This is a genomic window from Streptomyces brevispora (genome assembly GCF_007829885.1).
Lineage (GTDB): Bacteria > Actinomycetota > Actinomycetes > Streptomycetales > Streptomycetaceae > Streptomyces > Streptomyces brevispora.
Genome location: NZ_VIWW01000001.1, coordinates 196,952 through 216,623 on the forward strand (window position 1 = coordinate 196,952; position 19,672 = coordinate 216,623).

Annotated in this window: 14 protein-coding genes and 5 pseudogenes; 11 read left to right on the forward strand and 8 right to left on the reverse strand. The window is 70.0% G+C overall.

Going from position 1 to position 19,672, the window contains the following annotated elements; genetic code table 11:
- The first annotated feature begins 10 nt into the window (after positions 1–10).
- Positions 11–661, forward strand: coding sequence for a CBS domain-containing protein (locus FHX80_RS00935; RefSeq protein WP_145762339.1), 651 nt, complete (start codon positions 11–13; stop codon positions 659–661).
- 42 nt (positions 662–703) lie between these two features.
- Here the strand turns inward: FHX80_RS00935 and FHX80_RS00940 are convergent, their stop codons facing one another.
- On the reverse strand, positions 704–1,459 hold the full coding sequence (locus tag FHX80_RS00940; protein ID WP_145762340.1) for a helix-turn-helix domain-containing protein: 756 nt from the start codon (positions 1,457–1,459) through the stop codon (positions 704–706).
- 389 nt (positions 1,460–1,848) lie between these two features.
- Positions 1,849–2,430, reverse strand: a pseudogene (locus FHX80_RS00950) (zinc-binding dehydrogenase); the annotation flags it as partial.
- Between the two features lie 173 nt (positions 2,431–2,603).
- Between FHX80_RS00950 and FHX80_RS00955 the strand changes: the two are divergent.
- Entirely contained in the window at positions 2,604–4,031 is a 1,428-nt protein-coding gene (locus tag FHX80_RS00955; protein ID WP_145762341.1) for an MBL fold metallo-hydrolase RNA specificity domain-containing protein, read from the forward strand.
- A gap of 21 nt (positions 4,032–4,052) precedes the next feature.
- Positions 4,053–4,721 carry a CBS domain-containing protein gene (locus tag FHX80_RS00960; RefSeq protein ID WP_145762342.1) on the forward strand — a complete coding sequence of 223 codons (669 nt, stop codon included), beginning with the start codon at positions 4,053–4,055 and terminating at the stop codon, positions 4,719–4,721.
- 122 nt (positions 4,722–4,843) lie between these two features.
- Here FHX80_RS00960 and FHX80_RS00965 read toward each other — a convergent pair.
- The 4 genes and pseudogenes from FHX80_RS00965 to FHX80_RS00980 all read right to left on the reverse strand — a co-directional run.
- Positions 4,844–5,417: pseudogene (locus tag FHX80_RS00965) on the reverse strand (glycoside hydrolase family 65 protein); the annotation flags it as partial.
- Between the two features lie 2 nt (positions 5,418–5,419).
- Positions 5,420–5,629 (reverse strand): annotated as a pseudogene (locus tag FHX80_RS35360) (hydrolase); the annotation flags it as partial.
- A gap of 164 nt (positions 5,630–5,793) precedes the next feature.
- Positions 5,794–6,676 (reverse strand): annotated as a pseudogene (locus tag FHX80_RS00975) (universal stress protein).
- A gap of 71 nt (positions 6,677–6,747) precedes the next feature.
- Positions 6,748–7,632: a universal stress protein gene (locus tag FHX80_RS00980; protein WP_145762344.1), complete on the reverse strand. Its 885-nt coding sequence runs from the start codon at positions 7,630–7,632 to the stop codon at positions 6,748–6,750.
- A gap of 241 nt (positions 7,633–7,873) precedes the next feature.
- Between FHX80_RS00980 and FHX80_RS00985 the strand changes: the two are divergent.
- Positions 7,874–9,560, forward strand: a pseudogene (locus tag FHX80_RS00985) (SulP family inorganic anion transporter).
- Between the two features lie 61 nt (positions 9,561–9,621).
- Here FHX80_RS00985 and FHX80_RS00990 read toward each other — a convergent pair.
- On the reverse strand, positions 9,622–10,653 hold the full coding sequence (locus FHX80_RS00990; protein ID WP_145762345.1) for a zinc-binding alcohol dehydrogenase family protein: 1,032 nt from the start codon (positions 10,651–10,653) through the stop codon (positions 9,622–9,624).
- Positions 10,654–10,997: 344 nt separating this feature from the next.
- Between FHX80_RS00990 and FHX80_RS00995 the strand changes: the two genes are divergently transcribed.
- The 5 genes from FHX80_RS00995 (at position 10,998) to FHX80_RS01010 (ending at position 14,599) form a co-directional block, all read left to right on the forward strand.
- Positions 10,998–11,258: a hypothetical protein gene (locus FHX80_RS00995; RefSeq protein WP_208764556.1), complete on the forward strand. Its 261-nt coding sequence runs from the start codon at positions 10,998–11,000 to the stop codon at positions 11,256–11,258.
- Entirely contained in the window at positions 11,234–11,470 is a 237-nt protein-coding gene (locus FHX80_RS35060) for a hypothetical protein (protein ID WP_208764557.1), read from the forward strand. Before FHX80_RS00995 ends, FHX80_RS35060 begins: the two co-directional genes overlap by 25 nt.
- 71 nt (positions 11,471–11,541) lie before the next feature.
- Positions 11,542–11,937, forward strand: coding sequence for a DUF6233 domain-containing protein (locus FHX80_RS35365; protein ID WP_425281671.1), 396 nt, complete (start codon positions 11,542–11,544; stop codon positions 11,935–11,937).
- A 494-nt stretch (positions 11,938–12,431) separates the two neighbouring features.
- Positions 12,432–14,249, forward strand: coding sequence for a multicopper oxidase family protein (locus FHX80_RS01005; protein ID WP_208764558.1), 1,818 nt, complete (start codon positions 12,432–12,434; stop codon positions 14,247–14,249).
- The gene (locus tag FHX80_RS01010) at positions 14,246–14,599 is read left to right on the forward strand and encodes a hypothetical protein (protein WP_145762346.1); all 354 of its coding nucleotides are present in this window, start codon (positions 14,246–14,248) and stop codon (positions 14,597–14,599) included. The genes FHX80_RS01005 and FHX80_RS01010 overlap by 4 nt, the downstream gene beginning before the upstream one ends.
- A 606-nt stretch (positions 14,600–15,205) precedes the next feature.
- On the opposite strand, the gene FHX80_RS01015 is transcribed toward FHX80_RS01010, so the two are convergent.
- Entirely contained in the window at positions 15,206–16,576 is a 1,371-nt protein-coding gene (locus tag FHX80_RS01015) for a peptidase C39 family protein (protein ID WP_145762347.1), read from the reverse strand.
- 174 nt (positions 16,577–16,750) lie between these two features.
- Here FHX80_RS01015 and FHX80_RS01020 point away from each other — a divergent pair, with 174 nt between their 5' ends.
- Positions 16,751–17,380 (forward strand): uridine kinase family protein, encoded by a 630-nt coding sequence (locus tag FHX80_RS01020; protein ID WP_145762348.1) that lies wholly within the window; start codon positions 16,751–16,753, stop codon positions 17,378–17,380.
- Positions 17,381–17,738: 358 nt separating this feature from the next.
- On the forward strand, positions 17,739–19,655 hold the full coding sequence (locus FHX80_RS01025; RefSeq protein ID WP_208764559.1) for an AAA family ATPase: 1,917 nt from the start codon (positions 17,739–17,741) through the stop codon (positions 19,653–19,655).
- Positions 19,656–19,672 lie beyond the last annotated feature (17 nt).

Genomic DNA, 19,672 nt, shown 5'->3' on the forward strand with positions numbered 1-19,672 from the left:
GGAGGCCGCGATGACCGTTTCCCCGCATTCGGTGAGAGACGTCATGACCCGCACGGCGGTTGCCATCGGCCGCGACGCCGGCTACAAGGAGATCGTGGAGCTGATCGAGCAGTGGGAGGTCAGTGCCCTTCCGGTGCTTGCAGGAGAGGGGCGGGTTGTCGGCGTCGTCTCGGAGGCCGATCTCCTCCTCAAGGAGGAACACAGGGACGACGACCCCGCCCGGGCGGCGGAGCCGGGCCCGGACCGGACGAAGGCCGGCGGGATCACCGCCGAGGATCTGATGTCCAGCCCGGCGGTGACGGTGCACGCGGACGCGACCATCGCCGAGGCCGCGAGGATCATGGCGCGGCGCAAGGTGAAGAGGCTGCCCGTGGTCGACTGGGCCGGCCTACTGGAAGGCGTGGTGAGCCGGAGTGACCTGCTCAAGGTGTTCCTGCGCCCCGATGAGGAAATCGCTAGCGAGATCCGCGCCACCGTTCTCGGCAAGGTGCCCGCAGCAGCGGGCGTGAACGCGACGGTGGCGGAGGGGATCGTCACCCTCAGCGGCGATCTTCAGGACCGGTCGCTGATCCCGCTGCTGGCGAGGGCCGTGCGCGCGGTCGAGGGCACGGTCGACATCCGGGTGGCCCTCAGCGGCCCGCCCACGCGAACCGGCGGATAGCAGGGCATCGGCCGCGCCGGGAGATCCCTGCCGGGAGGTTGTTCAGGGCGATTCGCCGGGGTTGCCGTTTTCGGCGTGGAGGGTTCTCGCCTGCCCGCCCAGCGGGGTGCCCAGGGAGTTCACGATGCGGCGGCCCGTGATGCGCCGGGGTGAGATGGCGAGCCAGAGGGGGCGTTCCCCTCCCGCCCAGGCCAGGCCGCGCGCCTTCGGTTCGAGCTCGCGGATGGTGTCGGGGTCGGTGATGCGACGGGCTTCCCCGACCACCAGGACGCTCCATCCCTGGCTGAAGGCGTCGTCGATGTGGTCCACCTCGAACGCGACCTCGGTGGCTTCGGCAGCGGCGGCCGGCACGGTGTCGGAAGCGGTCCGGTAGACGATCTCGTCGTCGGCGACGAGGTAGTTGACCGGTACGACGGAGGGGCCGTCGGAGGCGATGAGGGCAACCCTGCCGACGCCGCCGGGGGAGAGCAGGGCGCGACATTCGTCTTCGCCGAGTTCTCGCAGGCCGGCGTCGCGGAGGGCGGACCCACGGCCCTGCGGACGGTCGACGGTTCCTCCGGTGAGGTCGGGGACCGTGGTCTGCAGGGCGTCCGCGATCCGGAGCATGACACCGATGCCGGGGGCTGATTCCCGGTCTTCGAGGTAGTCGATGTAGGTGGGTGCGGTTCCGCTGCGCTCGGCCAGCTCCTGACGGGAAAGTCCGAGGGCCTCGCGCCGTACGGTGACCCGGCGGCCGAGGTCCGTGCGGCGGGAGCCGTCTCCCTGCGGGCGGGAGGGGAAAGGTATCGGGTCCGGCATGTCATTCGCCTCCATAGGATGCCTGGAAGTATTTGAAATATTGATATAGACCATGAATTCGAAATAATCTCCGAAAAAGACGGAGGGCAAGGCGAGTGATGTCGACGGCTGCCTGACTGCGCTTCGCGGGGAGCGCCGGGTTGCGCTGACCAGGATGTGGCGTCTGTGCCGAGCGGAGCTGGTGGGCTTCGCCGGGGTCATGGCGTACGGGATGCCCGCGTACGAGCGGGACGGGAACCGCCACGGAGCCGAGTGCCGGATGAGCCTTCCGGCGCAGACCCAAAGAGCACCGACCGGGTGCTTCGTGTGCACTGTCCGCCACGGGGCGGCTGTCCTGCTCACCCTCGTACAGCGGACGCTGTGAGCACATCTCGGCACGCCTAGTTCGCTGGCAGAACGGTGTCGTCGACCAGCCCGGTTGTGATGGTCACGTCCTTGATCCACAGATTCTCCAGGTGGAGGGTCGCGGGTTTTCCGTGCACGCCGATGTTGGCGACCCGGCCGCCGGGGCGGACCATCCGGGTGCACAGGTCGAAGGTCTCGGGCAGTCCGACCGCTTCGACGGCCACGTCGGCACCGAGGCCGCCGGTGAGATCGGCGACGAGCCGTTCAGGGTCTTCGGTGCTGAGGACTGTGGCGTCGGCACCTGTCGCCCGTGCGGCGGTCAGTCGGGATTCGGCGAGGTCGACGACGATGATCCGCTCGGGGGTGTAGAGCCGGGCGGCGGCGATGGAGGCGAGGCCGATGGGGCCGGCGCCCACGATGACGACGGTGTCGCCAGGCCGCACTTGGCCGTTGAGTACTCCCACCTCGTAGGCGGTGGGAAGGATGTCGGCCAGCAGTACGGCGTCGGCGCTGTCGACAGCGCTGGTCAGGGGATGCAGGGAGAGGCCGGCGAAGGGGACGCGTACGTACTCGGCCTGGGTTCCGTCGATCAGATGGCCCAGGACCCAGCCGCCGCCTCCCTGGCACACGAGTGCTTTCATCGCGGTGACCTCGCTCTCGGATGTCGCGTTCGGTCACCTTTCAGCTTCTCGCGGGCCGTCGGATCGGGCATCCGGGGCGGGATGGGTCCCGGATGCCCGACCGGGGACCGGCCCGGACACTGGAGGGGAGTGCCCTTGTCGGTGAGGAGGTCGCTGCGATGGAGGAGCCGTCCGTGCGCCCGGCCCCGGGCCGGGTGGTGCCGTCGCTGCTGACCTTCCTCGGCGGGGTGGGCACGGTCACCGGCAGCAAGTTCCTCGTCGAGGGCGCGCGCTCCCGCGTTCTGGTCGACTGTGGACTGTTCCAGGGGCTCGCCGATCTGCGGCGCCGCAACTGGCGTCCGCTGTCCTGCGACGCCCGGGACATCCACGCCGTGGTCGTCACCCACGCCCATCTGGACCACTGCGGCTATCTTCCCCGCCTCGTCCGGCACGGATTCCGGGGCCCCATCCTGACCAGCGCGAACACGGCAAGGTTGGCGGAGATCGTGCTGCGCGACAGCGCCCGGCTTCAGACCGAGGCGGCCCAGCACGCCAATGAGCACGGCTGGTCCAAGCACCGGCCCGCCCAGCCGCTCTACGACGACCTCGATGTCGACCGGACGGTGTCCTTCTTCGACCCGGTGGGCATGGACACCGAGGTCGAGATCATGGCGGGCATCCGGCTGACCTTGCACTCCGCCGGGCACATCCTCGGCTCGGCCTGGGCCCGGCTCGTTCTGGAGGACGGGCACACCCTCGCCGTGAGCGGAGACCTGGGCCGCCCGGGGCATCCGCTGCTGAAGCCGGCGGCGCCCTTCTCCAGCGCGGACGTGCTGCTCATGGAGTCCACCTACGGCAACCGCCGTCACGACGATGCGACCGGCAGGGCCCTCTTCGCCGATGTCGTCGGCCGGACGGTTCGGCGAGGCGGCATCGTGGTGATACCGGCGTTCGCCCTCGACCGGACCGAGGTCGTCCTGCACGAACTCGCCGCCCTGCGCCGAGCAGGCACCCTGCCCGACGCCGTGCCCGTCTTCGTGGACAGCCCCATGGCCTTGGCCGCCCTGGAGGTCTACCGCGACGCCGTCCGAGCCCGAGCGCCCGAGCTGCGGCCCGGTATCTCCGCCGACGGCACGGACACCCTGCACCAGGCGCCCTTCCTCACCGCCCGCACCGTCCAGGAGTCCATCGCCATCAGCGAGGCGACCGGCCCCGCCGTGATCGTCTCCTCCGCCGGCATGGCGACCGGCGGTCGCGTCGTCCACCATCTGCGCCGGCTGCTGCCCGACCCGCGCAACGCCGTCGCCATCGTGGGCTTCGCCGCCGAAGGCACCCGGGCCCGGGACCTGGTCGACGGCGCGCGCACCCTGAAGATGTTCGGCGAGTACGTGCCCGTCCGCGCCGAGGTCGCCGACGTACCCCACTTCTCGGCCCATGCCGACGCCGCACAGATCGTCGAGTGGCTCTGGGGGGCGCCCGCCCCCCAGACGACGTACCTGGTCCACGGTGAGCCCGATGCCTCGGCCGCGCTCCGGCAGCGGATGGACCGTGAACTGGGCTGGACCGCCGTCGTCCCCCGGCCGGGGGAAGCGGTCCTGGTCCGCTGACCCTGAAAGGAGCTGGACCCTATGCCCCGCAGTCCCTACACCGTCGGTGAGGTGATGACCGCACCCGTCGTCGCCCTCTATGCCGGGGCGGGGTTCAAGGAGATCGCCGCCACCTTGAAGAAGTGGAGGATCACTGCCATGCCAGTGCTGGACGGTGAACGGCGCGTCATCGGCGTGGTGTCCGAGGCGGACCTGCTGGCCAAGGAGGAGTTCCACGACCGGCAGCCGGGGATGATCGAGCAGCAGAGGCTCGACCGCACGGCGAAGGCCGGCTCGGTCTCCGCCGGGGATCTCATGACCGCACCCGCGCTGACTGTCCGAGCCGACGCGACCCTCCCTCAGGCGGCTCGGATCATGGCCCGGAACAGGGTCAAGCGCCTGCCCGTGGTAAACGGCGACGGTGTCCTGACGGGTGTCGTCAGCCGCTCCGACCTTCTGAAGGTGTTCCTCCGCCCGGACGACGACATCGCGGCCGAAGTGCGACGCGACGTGGTGGAGCTGGTCTTCCCCGTCTCCCACAGGCACGTTCACGTCACGGTCAGCGAGGGGGTCGTCACCCTCACCGGGACTGTTCCCGAGCGGGACCACATCTCCCTGGCCGAACGGCTCGCACACACCGTCGAGGGCGTGGTCGCCGTGGAATGCGTCCTCAGCAGTCCGCCGTACGTCACCGGTTCACCGGCCCTCTGAGCGCACTCCGTGCCTTGGCCGGTGCGGGCCCACAGCCGACGGTCGGATCCAAGGCCGGGCCACTCGGTGATCACCCGCTTCAGAAGCACCGCTGCGGCGCCTGACCGTGCCCAGGGACACGTCACCCGTGCGGACGTCCGTGAGGTGGCGTCCGGCAAGCTGCTGGTACCGCCTGACACCGCTGTTGGTGACCGTCCCGTCGATCGCGGACTCTACCTCGATGTCGCCGGACCAGCCTTCTGCGCTGAGTTCGGTCCGCAGCAGTGCGAGGTGGGGCATGGCCATGTGGACCAGGCGCAGTTGCCGCACAGCGATCCGGCGGCCGTCCGTCTCATAGCGCAGGGTGCGTTCCAGGATTCCTGAGCGCAGGTCGAGCTCTTGGTGGTGGTCGAGGAGGCAGTGGGTGTCCGGGGTGAGCCAGCCGGTGTCCGGGCCGTCCCGGAGGCGGAAGCGCACAGGGAGCCAGTTGAGCAGGTTGACCATGTCCTCGTTCTCGATCCGGTGTCCGGCCACCTCAGAGGTGAGCCGGTTGTAGCAGCCCGCGGCGTAGGTGCCCGGATAGTGGAAGGCGTCCGCCGCGCATTCGGGGGCGGCACCCCGGATCGCGAAGCACCCGTTGCCGAGGGTGCACAGGGCTTCCCTCAGTCCCTCGTGTTCCGGGTCGTAGCCGTCGTACGCCCAAGTCCAGTCGGCCATGGTCAGTCCCTCGGGGAGAGCAGTTCTGCGAGGTCGTCGACGACGAGGTCCGCGCCGTGGCGCAGCAGCCGGGTCCGGGTGGCAAAAGTGGCCGCCCGGTCCACTCCGACGACGAGGCCAAAGTGCCCGTCGCGGCCGGCCTCGACCCCGGCGACGGCGTCCTCCACGACCGCAGTGCGGGCGGCCGGCACTCCGAGGCGGCGGGCGGCCTCCCCCGCGCAGGAACTCGTCGAAGGCCGTCTGCCACGCGGTGGCGTGCAGGCGTGCGGAGTCGGTGATGACGCCGTCGGTGTCGAAGACAACCGCCCGGATGCCGCGCAGTACGGGCGGTACCTTCCGCTGGTCGTCGGGGCCCCCGCGGCGGCAAACATGGTGTTCACGCCCGCTGCGGAACCACCGCTACGGGGCACAGGGCGTGGTGCAGGAGGGTGTGGGCGACGGGCCCGAGTTGCAGTCCGAAGTGACCTGCGCGGCGCAGAGCGCCGACGACCAGGAGGTCTGCGGTGGATGAGGCGTTCAGCAGGACGTTCCGGGCGGGGCCTTCGCCTGCCTGCCGGTGTGCCTCGACGGACGGGTGGTCCGCGGCGGCGTCATGCAGTGATTTCTCGATGTGGTCCGCGGCCGTCGTCTCGTACCGCCGGGTGGCTTCCTGGTCGGGCATGGAGGAAAGGCCGCCCTCTGTCAGGGGGCAGCGCCAGGCCCGTACGGCCAGCAGGGCCGCTTCCCGGGCCGCCGCCTCGCGGAAGGCGAAGCGGACCGCGGCCTCTCCTTCCCGCCCGTCGGCGACCCCGAGCACGATGCTGCGGTGGATCCCGGGGGGTGGCCTGGCTGTCGTGGCTGCCGCGCAGGACCACGACGGGGCAGTCGGCGCGGGCGGCGACCGCCAGGCTCACCGAGCCGAGCAGCAGGCCGGTGATCTCGCTGCGTCCCCGCGAGCCTGTGACCAGGGTCGACGCGTTACGACCGGCGTTCAGGAGTGCGGCCTCCGGGTCCTCCATCAGAATTTCGGTGGCGATCTTCAGATCGGGGTGCCGGCGCTGAGCGCGCTCCCTCGCGGAGCCGATGATGTTCTCGGCCAGCACGCGTTCGGACGGTCTGCCGAGCGTGTCGGTGAGCGCCGCTCCCTCGTACCGCTCCCCTTTCGAGGCGTGCACGAGCTGCAGCGGGACCTGGTGCAGCTCGGCTTCGTCTGCCGCCCAGTCCACCGCGCGGAGGCTGGAATCCGATCCGTCCACGCCTACCACCACGGGCAACTCCATTGTTCTCACGTCCTTCCTTCTCGCACCGAGTCGGCCCGGTCACCGGCAGAGCCCGGCGAGCGCCGAACCGGTCACGAGTGGGGGATCACCGCCACAGGCGCGGTGGAATGGTGCAGAACGGCGTGGGTGACCGATCCGATACGGACCCCGAGTGACGAGCGCCGGATGCGGCGACCGACCACGAGTAGCGAGGCCTCATGGGCGGCGTCCACGAGACAGTTCACCGCCCGGCCGTGAACCGATTCCTCCACGACGTTTACCGCCGGGTACTTCTGCCGCCACGGCAGCAGCGTCTGGGTGAGGGCCGCGGCCTCGCTGTCACCGAGTTCGGCACCCGGCGACACACTGGACGGCAGCCCGTAGGAGTAGTAGGGCGGCAGGTTCCACGCGTGGATGGCATGCAGTGTCGTGTTCCGGCGCAGAGCCTCGTCCACGGCGAACTCGATCAGCTTGTCGTCGGGGGCGTTCGCGTCGAGGCCGAGGACCACGGGCCGGTACCGCGCACCATCGAGGTCCTGTGGCGGCTCGCCACCGTCCGTCTCGGGGCCTCGGACCAGGACCACGGGCAGCTCGGCCCTGGCGACCACGGCTTGCCCCACAGAGCCGACCAGGAAGCCCCCGAACCCGCTCAGCCCTCGCGAGCCAAGAACCAGCAGGTCAGCCTCCGCCGCCGCCAGAGGGAGCACTTCCCCGGGGTGCCCGGTGCGCTGTTCCATCACGATCTCAAGATCGGGATGGGTCCGCGACAACTGGTCGGCCGCGTCCCGAGGGACGCGCTCCGACCAGTGACGCTGGGTCTCCTTGCCCATGAACGGGGCCTGGCCGAGGGGCACCGGCTCCCATACGTTCACCAGCTTGAGCGGAAGTCGACGCAGATCGGCCTCCCTGGCGGCCCAATGGGCGGCAGCGAGGCTCTCCCGGGAGCCGTCGAGACCGACGGTGACGGTGCGGGGCATGTGAGCCTCCTGAGGCGGCGGCAGGGGGCCGCCTCTTCCAGGATGAACGCCGGGACGCGAACAGGCGAGGCGTCACAGCTCCGCTTGCCCCTTCCGGAGAGGTCAAGCAGTGGGCCGGACGGGGCTCCGGCCTCGCGGCTGCCCGCCCCGGGCGGGATGCTGAAGGCCCGGCTGAAGGAGGCCACCCTTGCCCCAGCGCGCCGACCACGCCGGCGGGAGGCGGTATCGCTTCCTTCCCCGGATGCCGGGAATCACGCTGCTCGCCGCATACCGGCGCTCCTGGCTGCCCAACGACCTGCTGGCCGGGATCACCGTCGCGGTCTACCTTGTACCCCAAGTCATGGCGTACGCGAGCGTCGCGGGACTACCGCCGGTCACCGGACTGTGGGCCGCACTGCCCGCACTGGTGCTCTATGCGCTGCTCGGCTCGTCCCCTCCTGTCCGTCGGCCCCGAATCGACGACCGCGCTGATGACCGCGGCCGTGGTGGGGCCGCTCGCCGCCGGAGATCCCGCACGCTACGGGGCACTGGCCGCCGCACTCGCGGTCGCGGTCGCGCTGCTGTGTCTGGTGGCCTGGGCCGTCCGGCTCGGGTTCATCGCGGATCTGCTGTCGAGGCCGGTTCTCATCGGCTATCTGACCGGGATCGCCCTGATCATGATCGGGGACCAGTTCCCCCGGCTCGCCGGCGGCCAAACGACAGGGGCGGACTTCTTTCCCCAGGTGCTGTCCTTCCTTCGGAATCTTCCCAGTGCCCAGCCGGCGACGGCTTGCTTCAGCGCCGCCGTCCTGGCTTTCCTCTTCACGGCGCCGCGCCTTTGGGAGGCTGTTCCCCGGCCACTGCTGGCCGTCGTCCTCGGCACCGCTGCCGTCGCGCTGTTCAGCTGGGAGAAGCACGGCATCGCGGTGGTCGGGGCGATCCCTTCCGGGCTGCCCGCCCCCACGCTGCCCGACCTGGGCGAGCTTCCCCACCTGCTGCTGCCCGCGCTGGGCGTCCTGCTCGTCGGCTACAGCGACGTCATCCTCACCGGACGCGTCTTCGCCGAACGCGACGACCGCGGGGACCATGACCCGAACCAGGAGCTGCTGGCACTGGGCGCGGCCGATCTCGGCTCGGGCGTCTTCCACGGCTTCCCCGTGAGCAGCAGCGCCAGCCGCACCGCGCTCGCCGCGTCGGCGGGCGGACGCAGCCAGGCGTACTCGGTCACCGCCTGCGCGGCGGTGATTGCCGTGCTGCTGTTCCTGAGCCCCGTGCTCGGCCACATTCCGGTGCCCGTACTCGGGGCGCTCGTCGTCTACGCGGCCGTCCGGTTGATCGACCTGGCGGGGTTCCGACGTCTGGCGGCCTTCCGCCGGCGGGAGCTTCTCCTCGCCGTGGGCTGTCTGCTCGGTGTGCTCGCCCTCGGCAGCCTCTACGGCGTCCTCGTCGCCGTGGGGCTGTCAGTCGCGGAGCTGCTCAGCCGGGTCGCGCGCCCGCACGATGCCGTTGAGGGACTCGTACCCGGCGTGCCCGGCATGCACCACGTCGATGACTTCCCCGAGGCGCGCACTATCGCCGGCCTGCTGGTCTACCGCTACGACTCTCCTCTCTTCTTCGCCAACGCCGCGGACTTCAAGCGCCGGGCCCTTGCCGCAGTGGACGAGCAGACCGAACCCGTGCGCTGGTTCGCCCTCAACACCGAGGCCAATGTCGAAGTGGACATCACTGCCCTCGACTCCGTGGAGGAACTGCGGCGGGAACTGTCCGGACGGGGCATCGTGTTCGCCCTGGCCAGGGTCAAGCAGGATCTGCGCGACCTGCTGGACGCCTACGGGCTGACCGAGTCGGTCGACCCCGAGTTGATCTTCCCGACCCTGCCGGCCGCCGTGACCGCCTACCGGAAGTGGTGCAGTCAACAGCCAGAACCCGCAGACGGCGAACCCGGGTGACGTCAGGAGCGGATACCGCATCGGGAACGCCGGAGCAGCACCTGGTGATCCGGTGCGGACGTCAGCCGGGCACCAGTACGGCGGCACCGTTCACCCGGCCGGCCGCCAGATCGGCAAGCGCCCGGTCGGCGCGGCCCAAAGGATAGGGGCTCACCGTGACCTGGATGCCGACGCGCTCAGCCAGCGCCAGGAAGTCCCGCCCGTCCTGACGGGTGTTGGAGGTGACGCTGCGCAGATTCCGCTCCTGGAACAGATGGCGCTGATAGTTCAGCACCGGAACGTCGGAGAGGTGGATCCCAGCGACTGCGAGAGTGCCCGACCGGTCGAGCGCCTCCAACGCCACCGGCACGAGGTCGCCCACCGGGGCGAAGAGAATCGCCGAGTCCAGCGGCTCGGGCGGCCGGTCGTAGGCACCGCCCGCCGAAGCCGCACCGAGTTCCAGGGCGAGCTTCCGTGCCCTCTCCGACCGGGTCAGCACATGAACCGTGGCGCCCTCGGCAAGAGCCACCTGGGCGGCCAGATGCGCCGACGCACCGAAACCATAGATCCCCAGCCGCCCGCCCTCAGGCAGCTCACTGCGCCGAAGCGCCCGGAAGCCGATGATCCCCGCGCACAGCAGAGGGGCCAGCAACACCGGGTCCCGGTCCGCCGGCAACCGGTAGGCGAACGCCTCCGGAACCACAGCCGTCTCGGCGAAGCCGCCATCCGCGTCCCACCCCGTGTAAGCGGACCGCGGGCAGAGGTTCTCCCGGCCGGCCCGGCAATACCGACAGCTCCCGCAGGTCTCGCGCAGCCACGCCCCGCCCACCCGGTCACCAACACGGAACAGGCCGACCTCTCCACCCACGGCCTCGACCTGGCCGACGATCTCATGACCGGGAATCGTCGACGGGCGGCGCGGTACGAGGTCCCCCTCGGCCAGATGCAGATCCGTACGGCACACACCACACGCTTCCACCCGCAGCAACAGCTCTTCCGGACCGGGTGCCGCGATCTCCCTCCGGATTCGCTCCAACGGCCCGTTCCTGATCGGCCCCGGCGTGCCCACAGCCCAGCCGCTGGACGCGTCCGACACAGACGCGGAAACAGACATGGTTCAAGCCTGCGGCGAACGAGCGGATGCAGCAAGCGGCCCGGAGCCAGGAAGAAGAACTACGGAGAGCCCGGTCGGTGAGCGTCCGGCCCGTACGCGGAGGTGCGCACGGGCCGGAGCCACCGTCGGAAAGATCTCCTTGGCTGCTGTCTGACGTTCCCCGCCGACAGGCGTCCGATTTATTCTCGACTACCCCCCTGTCGGCTGGTTTTGTCCGTGACCGACGCCACAGGCGGCGACTCCGTCCCCGCGTGCGCGTCCTCTGTCCACAGGTCCGCACTCCCAAGGTGTGATCGACAGGCCGGACGCAGCGGGTGCCCGGCCGGCGAACAGAGAGAGCCGTCATGGAGACGACGTCACCGAGGGCCCAGCTCGCCCCGGAGCAGATCCGGCGGGCCGCCGACTACGTGGAGCTGGTCTGGCAGGAGCAGGACAGCGAGGAAGAGCAGGCCGCGCTGGCGCAGTTCCACGCCGACGGGCCCGAGTTGGCTTGGCTGATCGGTGAGTTCGATGCACCTGCTGGCCGACCACCTCACCGTCGTGACTGGCCGAGCACGCCGACTGCGGCTCCGGGTACGTCATGGACAAGCTGGCGGCGGTGGTGAGTTGGTACCTCAAGCGGTGGTGCTACTCGAGCGGCGGAGCACAGGTCGCCCACATCGCGGCGGGCTTCCTGATCGAGTGCATGCAGGAGGTCCACCAGTTCCTCGCCGACGTCCGCGGTGACGCCTCCGCCGGGCGCCGGGCAGCTGGGGAGGCGGGACAGCGCCCAGGAACGGCATGTCTGCCGTGGGACCGTGACCACTCCCTCCGATGACGCGGCCGAGCAGGTGCCGGTGCGGGTCGTGCTGCCCGCCGACCCGGTGCTGGGACATCCGGAGCAGGCGGTTGTGGAGGCGGCGGCAGACCGAGACGGGCTGGCTCTACCTCGTGGGGCTGCCGTCGTACCGGGACCGCGAGGACGGCGCTGTGGAAACGGCGGAGTACCGGGTGTGGGTCCGGGCTGCCGACCATGTGTGGCCGGTCGACGGCGTCGACTACGGCCAGGTCGCCACCGAGCACCTTCCGCCGGTGTCGAAGTCGGTGGTCCGCGAGGTTCTCGGGGAGCGCCGGCCTTCGGGCTGGGCGCTGGCGAAGGTGCGCGAGGGCCGGGGCCCTGCCCGGGGCCGGACTGCAACGAAGTGCCGCGGGGCGCGCCGCTGCTCGATGTACAGCGCACCCTGGACGGCGCGGAGAACCCTGGGACGCGGCTGTGCACGCTGTGCGGGTGCGCTCAGGAGCTGACGCCGATGCCCCTGTTCGGGCCGCCGGGGGCGGCACCCGTCGCAGCCGTCGTGGCACTGCTCGCCGAACGGATCTCGGAAGAAATCGAGCACCACGGCGGTTCTGTCGGCATCTGATGGACCGGAACCAGCTTTGTCCGAAGCCCAGGACGACAGCGCGGTGGTGGCTGGCCCTGCCGGAAGACAGCCGGACCGGGGTCCGTCGACGGCGGTCGAGAAATTCCTCGTCCGGAGTAATCCAGCAACGCACTGATTTGCCGTCTGCGGCAACCTGATGATGCTCGGTCCTTGTCGGCGGCCTCGGGGCACCGCCAAGCAGAGCTGGAGCAGACAGCAGGGCTGGAGTCAGCCCGACGAGTACTGGAGGGCCCGGTGGTCACGAGGCGGCGTGTCGTGCAGGCAGCGGCCGGCGGAATGCTCGCGCTCCTTCCGGCCGGATACATGGCTCCACGGCTCTGGGCGCCGCCCGGTGGGGACCTTCTGGATCCGGGAAAGGTGGACAAGTACGTCACACCGCTCGTCGTCCCGCCCGTCATGCCGCAGGCCGGGGGCGGCATCGCTGATCGCATCGACCACTATGTGATCGGCGTGCGACAGTTCCAGCAGCAGGTGCTGCCCTCCAGCCTGCCGACGACGACCGTATGGGGGTACGGCTCAACTCTGCATCCGCGCAGCTTCCACTACCCTGCGTTCACCATCGAGGCCCGCTTCGGAAAGCCTGTGCGGGTGAGGTGGATGAACCAGTTGCTTGATCGCAAAGGCCGTTACAGGCCACATCTGCTGCCGCTCGACCCCACACTGCACTGGGCGAACCCGCCGGGCGGAGCATCGGCCCGGGATTCACGTCCCGGATTCCGCTCGACACCCGGACCGTACTCGGGCCCGGTGCCGATCGTGACACACCTACATGGCGGGCGGAACACTGAGGAGAGCGACGGCTACACCGAAGCCTGGTACCTTCCCAACGCGGTCGACGTCCCTGCGGGATATGCTGAAGTCGGATCGTTCTACGAGAAGTTCAGGGACAAGTTCGAAGACCGGTTCGGCGATTCCTGGGGCCGAGGGTATGCCGTGTTCCAGTACGCCAATGCGGAGAGAGCCTCGACTTTCTGGTTCCACGATCACGCACTGGGTGTCACGCGGCTGAATGTCTACGCCGGACTGGCGGGGTTCTACCTTCTGCGTGGCGGACCTGCGGACCTTCCCGACGGGGTACTGCCCGGTCCCGCGCCCCGGGCCGGTGATCCACCCGGCCGGAAATACTACGAGATCCCGCTCGCCATCCAGGACCGCTCGTTCCACGTCGACGGCAGCCTTTTCTATCCGGCCGGACGCGCTGCCTTCGACGGGTTCAGGGGCCCCTACATTCCGGACAGCGACATCACTCCGATCTGGAACCCCGAGTTCTTTGGCAACACGATGGTGACCAACGGAAGAACCTGGCCGGTCCTTCAAGTCGAACCGCGCCGCTACCGGTTCCGGCTTCTCAACGGATGCAACTCGCGGTACCTGATCCTGAAGATCGTCACCCGCGCGCTCGCCCACAGGCCCGCGGCCCCCGCACTCCCCTTCTGGCAGATCGGCAGCGAAGGGGGTTTCCTCCCCGCACCCGTGCGACGAGACCAGGTACTCATCGCTCCCGCCGAGCGCGCCGACGTGATCGTCGACTTCGCGTCACTCCCGGTCGGGACCGAGTTGTATCTCATCAACGAGGCCCCGGACAAAGCATTCCAGGGCGGGAAGGCGAGTACGGACTTCTCCCCAGCAGACCCAGCCACCACCGGTCAGGTCATGAAGCTCGTGATCGAAGCGCTCACCACACCCGACACGACCGTGCCACTCTCCCAGCTGTCGCTCCCGTCATTCGAGCCATTAGGGAAAGCAAGTCGCATCCGACGGCTTTCCCTCAGTGAACAGAACTCCGCGTCGCTGCCGCACATCGGCCCCCGGCAAATGCTGCTCGGCACCCTGGACCGAAACGGAGCCGCTGTGCCGATGCGCTGGGACGACCCCGTCACGGAGAATCCGGCCCTGGGTGCGACCGAGATCTGGGAGATCCACAATCTCACGAAGGATGCCCATCCGATCCATATCCACGAGGTCCAGTTCCAGGTCCTCGACCGACAGCAGGCTAACCATGCCGCCCGACCCGCAGAGCCGTGGGAGAGCGGGTTCAAGGACACAGCAATCGCCTACCCAGGTGGCGTGACGAGGCTGAAGGCGACATTCGACCGGGCGGGCCGGTACGTCTGGCACTGTCATATGCTCGAACACGAGGACAACGAGATGATGCGCCCATACACAGTCGGATGACGGCGGAGGTTCTGCCGCTCTCCTGCGCCTTCGGCCGCGCGGAGCACGGCGCAGGGGACGTCAGCGCCATCAGCAACCTCCAGCGCACCGCCCCGGCTCGCCGGGACACGGAGGTGCGGCGGTGGCTGCGCATCGCTGCGGACTGGGGACGCGGCGACGCACGTCACCTCATCGCTTCTCTGCCCGAAAGCGACGAGGCGTCCTGTGCCGGAACCAGTCCTGGTGCGGCAGGGGACACGGGGGCCGCGGCAGGTCAGGATGGCGAGGTGCCCGCGCCCGGCAGGCCCGTGCGGGTGGAGGACACCGAGTTCTACTCCGTGCCCGTGAACCGAGTTGGTGGGTGGTGCTGAACCGCGGCAACTGGCCGGAACTGAGCGCTCCAGTGAACTTCCGGCGCGATGCTGCCCATAGCAGCGCGGGGCCGGCGGATTGCCAGTGCGCGCAGTGCGAGCGGGCCCGGCCCGGCAAGCGTCTGCCGCAGGACGGGCCACGGCCGAGCACCCCGTAGGAGAGGACAGCTCAGTTGGAGGACACAGCGGATGTGAGGGCGGGTGCTCCCACCGCAGCGGGCGGCGCCGGGCCCGGGCGTCAGCGGCGGCCCGTGCCGACGGGGCCGTTACGGACGGGGCCGCTGGCCGGGGAGCTGACGTCGTCCCTGATCGGCCGGATCGCGGGCCGTTACGGGATGGAGCGCGGCGAGGGGCACTGTCACGTTGGTTGACCGGGTGGGATGATCCTCGGGTTGATCATGGTGGAGGGGGTTGTCCGTGGGCAGTACGCCGCCGTCGTACAAGGGACACCGGTGCCATCAAGTTCGAAGACCCCCATTCACGAGGTGTCCCGCTGGCTCGGACATCGCTCGATCAAGGTCACGGTGGACCAGTACGGCCACCTCACGCAGGACGGCCATGAGCGCTGCCGTCAGGTGGTCGAGGTGGCCGTGGGCCCCTACATGCTCACAGCAGGCCGAGTGACCGCAGAGCACGGTGCTGAGTCGGTGCTGGGTTAGACGGCCAGTAGACGTAGCAGACCCCGCCTGTACCACCCCTGACCTGCCCGTTCGCGTCGTAGCGCTTGGTGCGGAGCCAGATGTTCTCCCACTCGTGCCGCCGGTAGACGTGGCGCACCGCCTCGTCGCTCGGTGACGCGGGGTCGTTGGCGATCACGTCGCCTTCCGGGGTGAAGCCGATCACGGTCATCAGGTGACCCGAGGTGCCGTACCCGGCGCCCGTCAGCTCCTCCTTGAGGAACGACTGCGACGTGATGACCGGGATCCCCGCCCGGATCAGGGTCTCCACGTCCTTCAGCGAGCCCAGCCGGGTCACCGCGGCGCTCATGTCGTCGTAGGTGGCGGCATAGGCGGCGTTGAACGGCCAGTTGCCGCAGCCCTCGTACTGGTTGTCGTAGGTGAAGCGTGCCGCATGGCAGACCTGCGGGTCCTGGAGCCCCGGCTTGACCCAGGCGAGGTCCTCGGCGCTGGGCCGGCGGCCCCAGTACTCGATGATCATCTGCGAGGAGGTGGGGCTGCACCACGCCTCGCCGCCGTTGTCGTACTCGGGGTACTGGCCGACGTGCACGTTCTGCGAGTAGCGCGGCACCGGGAGTTCCCTGGCCAGGCCGGGGACGGAGGCGGGCACGGTGAAGCGGTCGGGGATGTCCGAGGCCATCGCGCCCACCCGCCACACCGTGGGGGTGAGCCGGCTGCCCGGGGTGCGGTACAGGGTCAGCCGCAGCCGGTAGGAGAGGAGCCGCAGGCCGCTCGCCGCGTCGTCCACCGAGAAGGTGTCGGTCCAGATGGAGCTCTTGCCGTCGCTCTGGTCGTCGACGGAGGTCCGGCGGATGTCGCCGTCGCCCGCCGCCCAGCGGCCCATGACGTACCAGGGGGTGCCGGTGCCGTCCGAGTAGCCGCCCTGGAGTTCGATCTGGATCCAGGTGCCGGCCGGTGTGTCCGCGTTCCAGGAGGCGATGGCCTCGGTGGCCGGGACGGCGGAGCGGTGGACGGGGGATGTCCAGGTCGCGTACTCCCAGGCCGCCGTCGTGCCGGTGTGCGGGTCGGTGTAGTCGGTACGTCCCAGCGGGTGGCCGATCACCAGGCCCGCCCGGCGGCCCGCTACGGCGCGGGTTCCGGCGCCCGAGCCGCAGCGCCAGTCGGTGTAGGCACTCCAGGAATGGTTGTCCACGAGCGAGGCTGCCGCCGAGGGTGCGCGGTGCGGGGAACGGGATGGAGCGGCGGCCGCCGCGGAAGCGGTGGACGTCACCGCTCCGGCGCCGGCCGCTGCCGCGACGGCGGCGGTGAGCACGGTTCTGCGTGAGGTCGGACTGGGCATGGGCGAGACCCCCGGTCGTAAGCGGAATGGGGCTGCAGGTGCACGACAGTGCGCCAACTATTGCGGGTCGTCACCCGGTTCGGCCAGCGATTCGCCTCGTACCGCAGGACCAATATTGGTCTTGACCACTGGCGTGACCTGCTACAGCTTCACGGCGCCTCGTAGGCTGGGTGAATGAACGACCTCTCCCTCCACGCCGCCCGGCTGCGCACCCTGCCGCCGTCCTGCGGACCGGTCCGGCTGATCGCCGTCGACGGTCACGCGGGATCGGGCAAGAGCACCTTCGCCGCCCGGCTGGCGGCGGTGCTGGACGACGCCCCCGTACTGCACCTGGACGATCTGGCCACCCACGAAGAGCTGTTCGACTGGACGGACAGACTCCGGGACCAGGTCATCGAACCGCTGTCGCACGGGGAGCGCGCACGCTACGAGCCGTACGACTGGACCGCCCGGAGCTTCGGCCCGCCGCGCACCCTGGAACCCGCCCCGGTGGTCCTGGTCGAGGGGGTGGGCTCCGGCCGTCGGGCCCTGCGCCCCTTCCTCGCACAGCTGTTGTGGATGGATCTGCCCGCCACGGAGTCCTGGGAACGGGGCCGGCGACGGGACGGACCGGCCCTGACGGCGTTCTGGGACGACTGGACCGCCGCCGAAAAGGCTCACTTCTCGGCCGATCCCTCCCGCCCCTCGGCCGATGCGTTGGTACGCCAGTTGCCTGTGGGGTACGAGTGGCTGGAGGGATCCCCCGCGACAGCAGGAGTGAACCAATCCGTCACCCAACGTGATCATCCGGTACCGCCATACTGAGCAGTCGGAAATCGGCCCGGAAGTGCCTCAACTCTGCTTGACCCGGGGCGGTACAGGTCTTACGTTCTCAATGTGCGGCTTTTCGGAGCCCCCGCAGACGCGAAGCCCCCGGTTGTTCCCCCGTGATCGGGGGCTTCGTCCTGTGCCCGACGATCATTTCCAGCCGCAGCCCACCCCATTCCGCTTACCGTGGGTCACGGTCCTCCTTCGGCCTGCGGCGCCCTTAGTCGGACTCTCCCTGCGCAGGTACGATGCCTCTCGGTGCGGTCAATTCCCGTCCACGGCACAGTGATTCGGCACGCCTCGGCGGGCGCTCGTGCGGCGGGACATCCTGGGGGCACGGTTTGTGGGGGACCAGATGGACATCGGCACGCAGGGCGCGCAGGCCCCGGCCGACCTCGCCTGGCTACGTGGCGTGGACGCCTACACCATGGGCGCCTATCCGCAGGCCGAAGAGGAATTCAGAGCCGCGGCGCAGCTCGATCCCGGCATGGCGGACGCCTGGCTGGGCCTCCATGCGCTGCGGGTCGACACCACGACGGCGTTGTTGCACATGCACCGCCATCGCGACCGCTTCGGGGAGCAGCGCGGCCGTCATCGCCGCACGCTGAACTCCTGGTACTGGCTGGGCTGGTGGGTACAGCCGGTGCTGGAGAGCCCACGCGATCTGCTGCTGGCGCACGCCTCGCACTGGCTGGACGGACGCCACGTGCCGGAGCTCGACCGGGCGCTGGCCGGGCTGCCGCCGGTGGACGCCGACGCACAGGTCCGCTTCCTGCACGCCTGCCGGTCCTATCTGGTCAAGGACTGGGAGCAACTCGTACGCCATACGGAGCAGCTGATCGACGATCCGCTGCTGGGCATCGAGGCGGGGCTCTTCGGCGGGATGGCGCGGGTACGCCTGGAGATGTACGGACAGGCCGAGCCGCTGCTCTCCACCGCGCTGATGCGCTGCCGCAGCGAGCAGCCGCAGCGCAAGGAGCTGCGCTACTGGCTGGCCCGGGCCCACGAGGGCACCGGTCGCAGTGCGGCGGCGCTGCCCCTGTACCGGGCGGTGCACCGGATCGATCCGGCGTTCATGGACACCTCGGCGCGGCTGGCCGCGATCGCGGACTACGACGGTCTCGACGGCTCCGACGAGCTGTCGGGCCTGGCCGCCGTGTCCCTGACCGGCCTGGGCGCCGACGGCACCTTCGCGGAGACCCAGCCGGACGGCGACTCGATGCTGGGCACCGATCTGGTGGACGGCCGCGAACTGCGCCCCGGCGGCGAGCTGCAGGACCTGCCGGGGATCGGGGTCTCACCGCCGCAGGGCGGGGCGCGGGAGAAGACCGCGGTGCCGGGCCAGTCCACGCCGCAGCCGTTCCCGGCCGGTCCCAGCGATCCGGTGCTGCTGGCGGACGCGCTGGCGGAGCTGGAGCGGATGGTCGGGCTGGAACCGGTGAAACGGCAGGTCAAGGCCTTGTCCGCACAGCTGAACATGGCGCGGCTGCGGGCCGGCCAGGGGCTGCCCGTGCAGCCGCCGAAACGGCATTTCGTCTTCTCCGGACCGTCCGGCACCGGGAAGACCACGGTGGCCCGCATCCTGGGCCGGGTGTTCTACGCGCTGGGACTGCTCGGCGGCGACCATCTGGTTGAGGCCCAACGGGCCGACCTGGTCGGCGAGTTCCTGGGCCAGACCGCGGTGAAGGCCAATGATCTGATCGACTCCGCGCTGGGCGGGGTGCTGTTCGTCGACGAGGCGTACAGCCTCTCCAACACGGGTTACAGCAAGGGCGACGCCTACGGGGACGAGGCCCTGCAGGTCCTCCTCAAGCGTGCGGAGGACAACCGGGACCATCTCGTGGTCATCCTGGCGGGATACCCGGAGGGCATGGACCGGCTGCTCGCCACCAACCCCGGGCTGTCCTCGCGGTTCACCACCCGGGTGGACTTCCCCAGCTACCGCCCGCTGGAACTCACCTCGATCGGTGAGGTCCTGGCCGCGGAGAACGGGGACGCGTGGGACGAGGAGTCGCTGGACGAGCTGCGTTCCATCAGCGGCCACGTCGTCGACCAGGGCTGGCTCGACGAGCTGGGCAACGGCCGGTTCCTGCGCACGCTGTACGAGAAGAGCTGCGCCTACCGCGATCTGCGGCTCTCCGGCTGTGCGACGGTGCCGACGCGGGACGATCTGGCGACGCTGCGGCTGCCGGATCTGATGCAGGCGTACGGCGAGGTGCTGTCGGGGCGGGGGCCGGCGGGGCGGCGGCAGCAGGAGCCGCCGGCCGGGTGAGCGGATCGGTGGGGGGC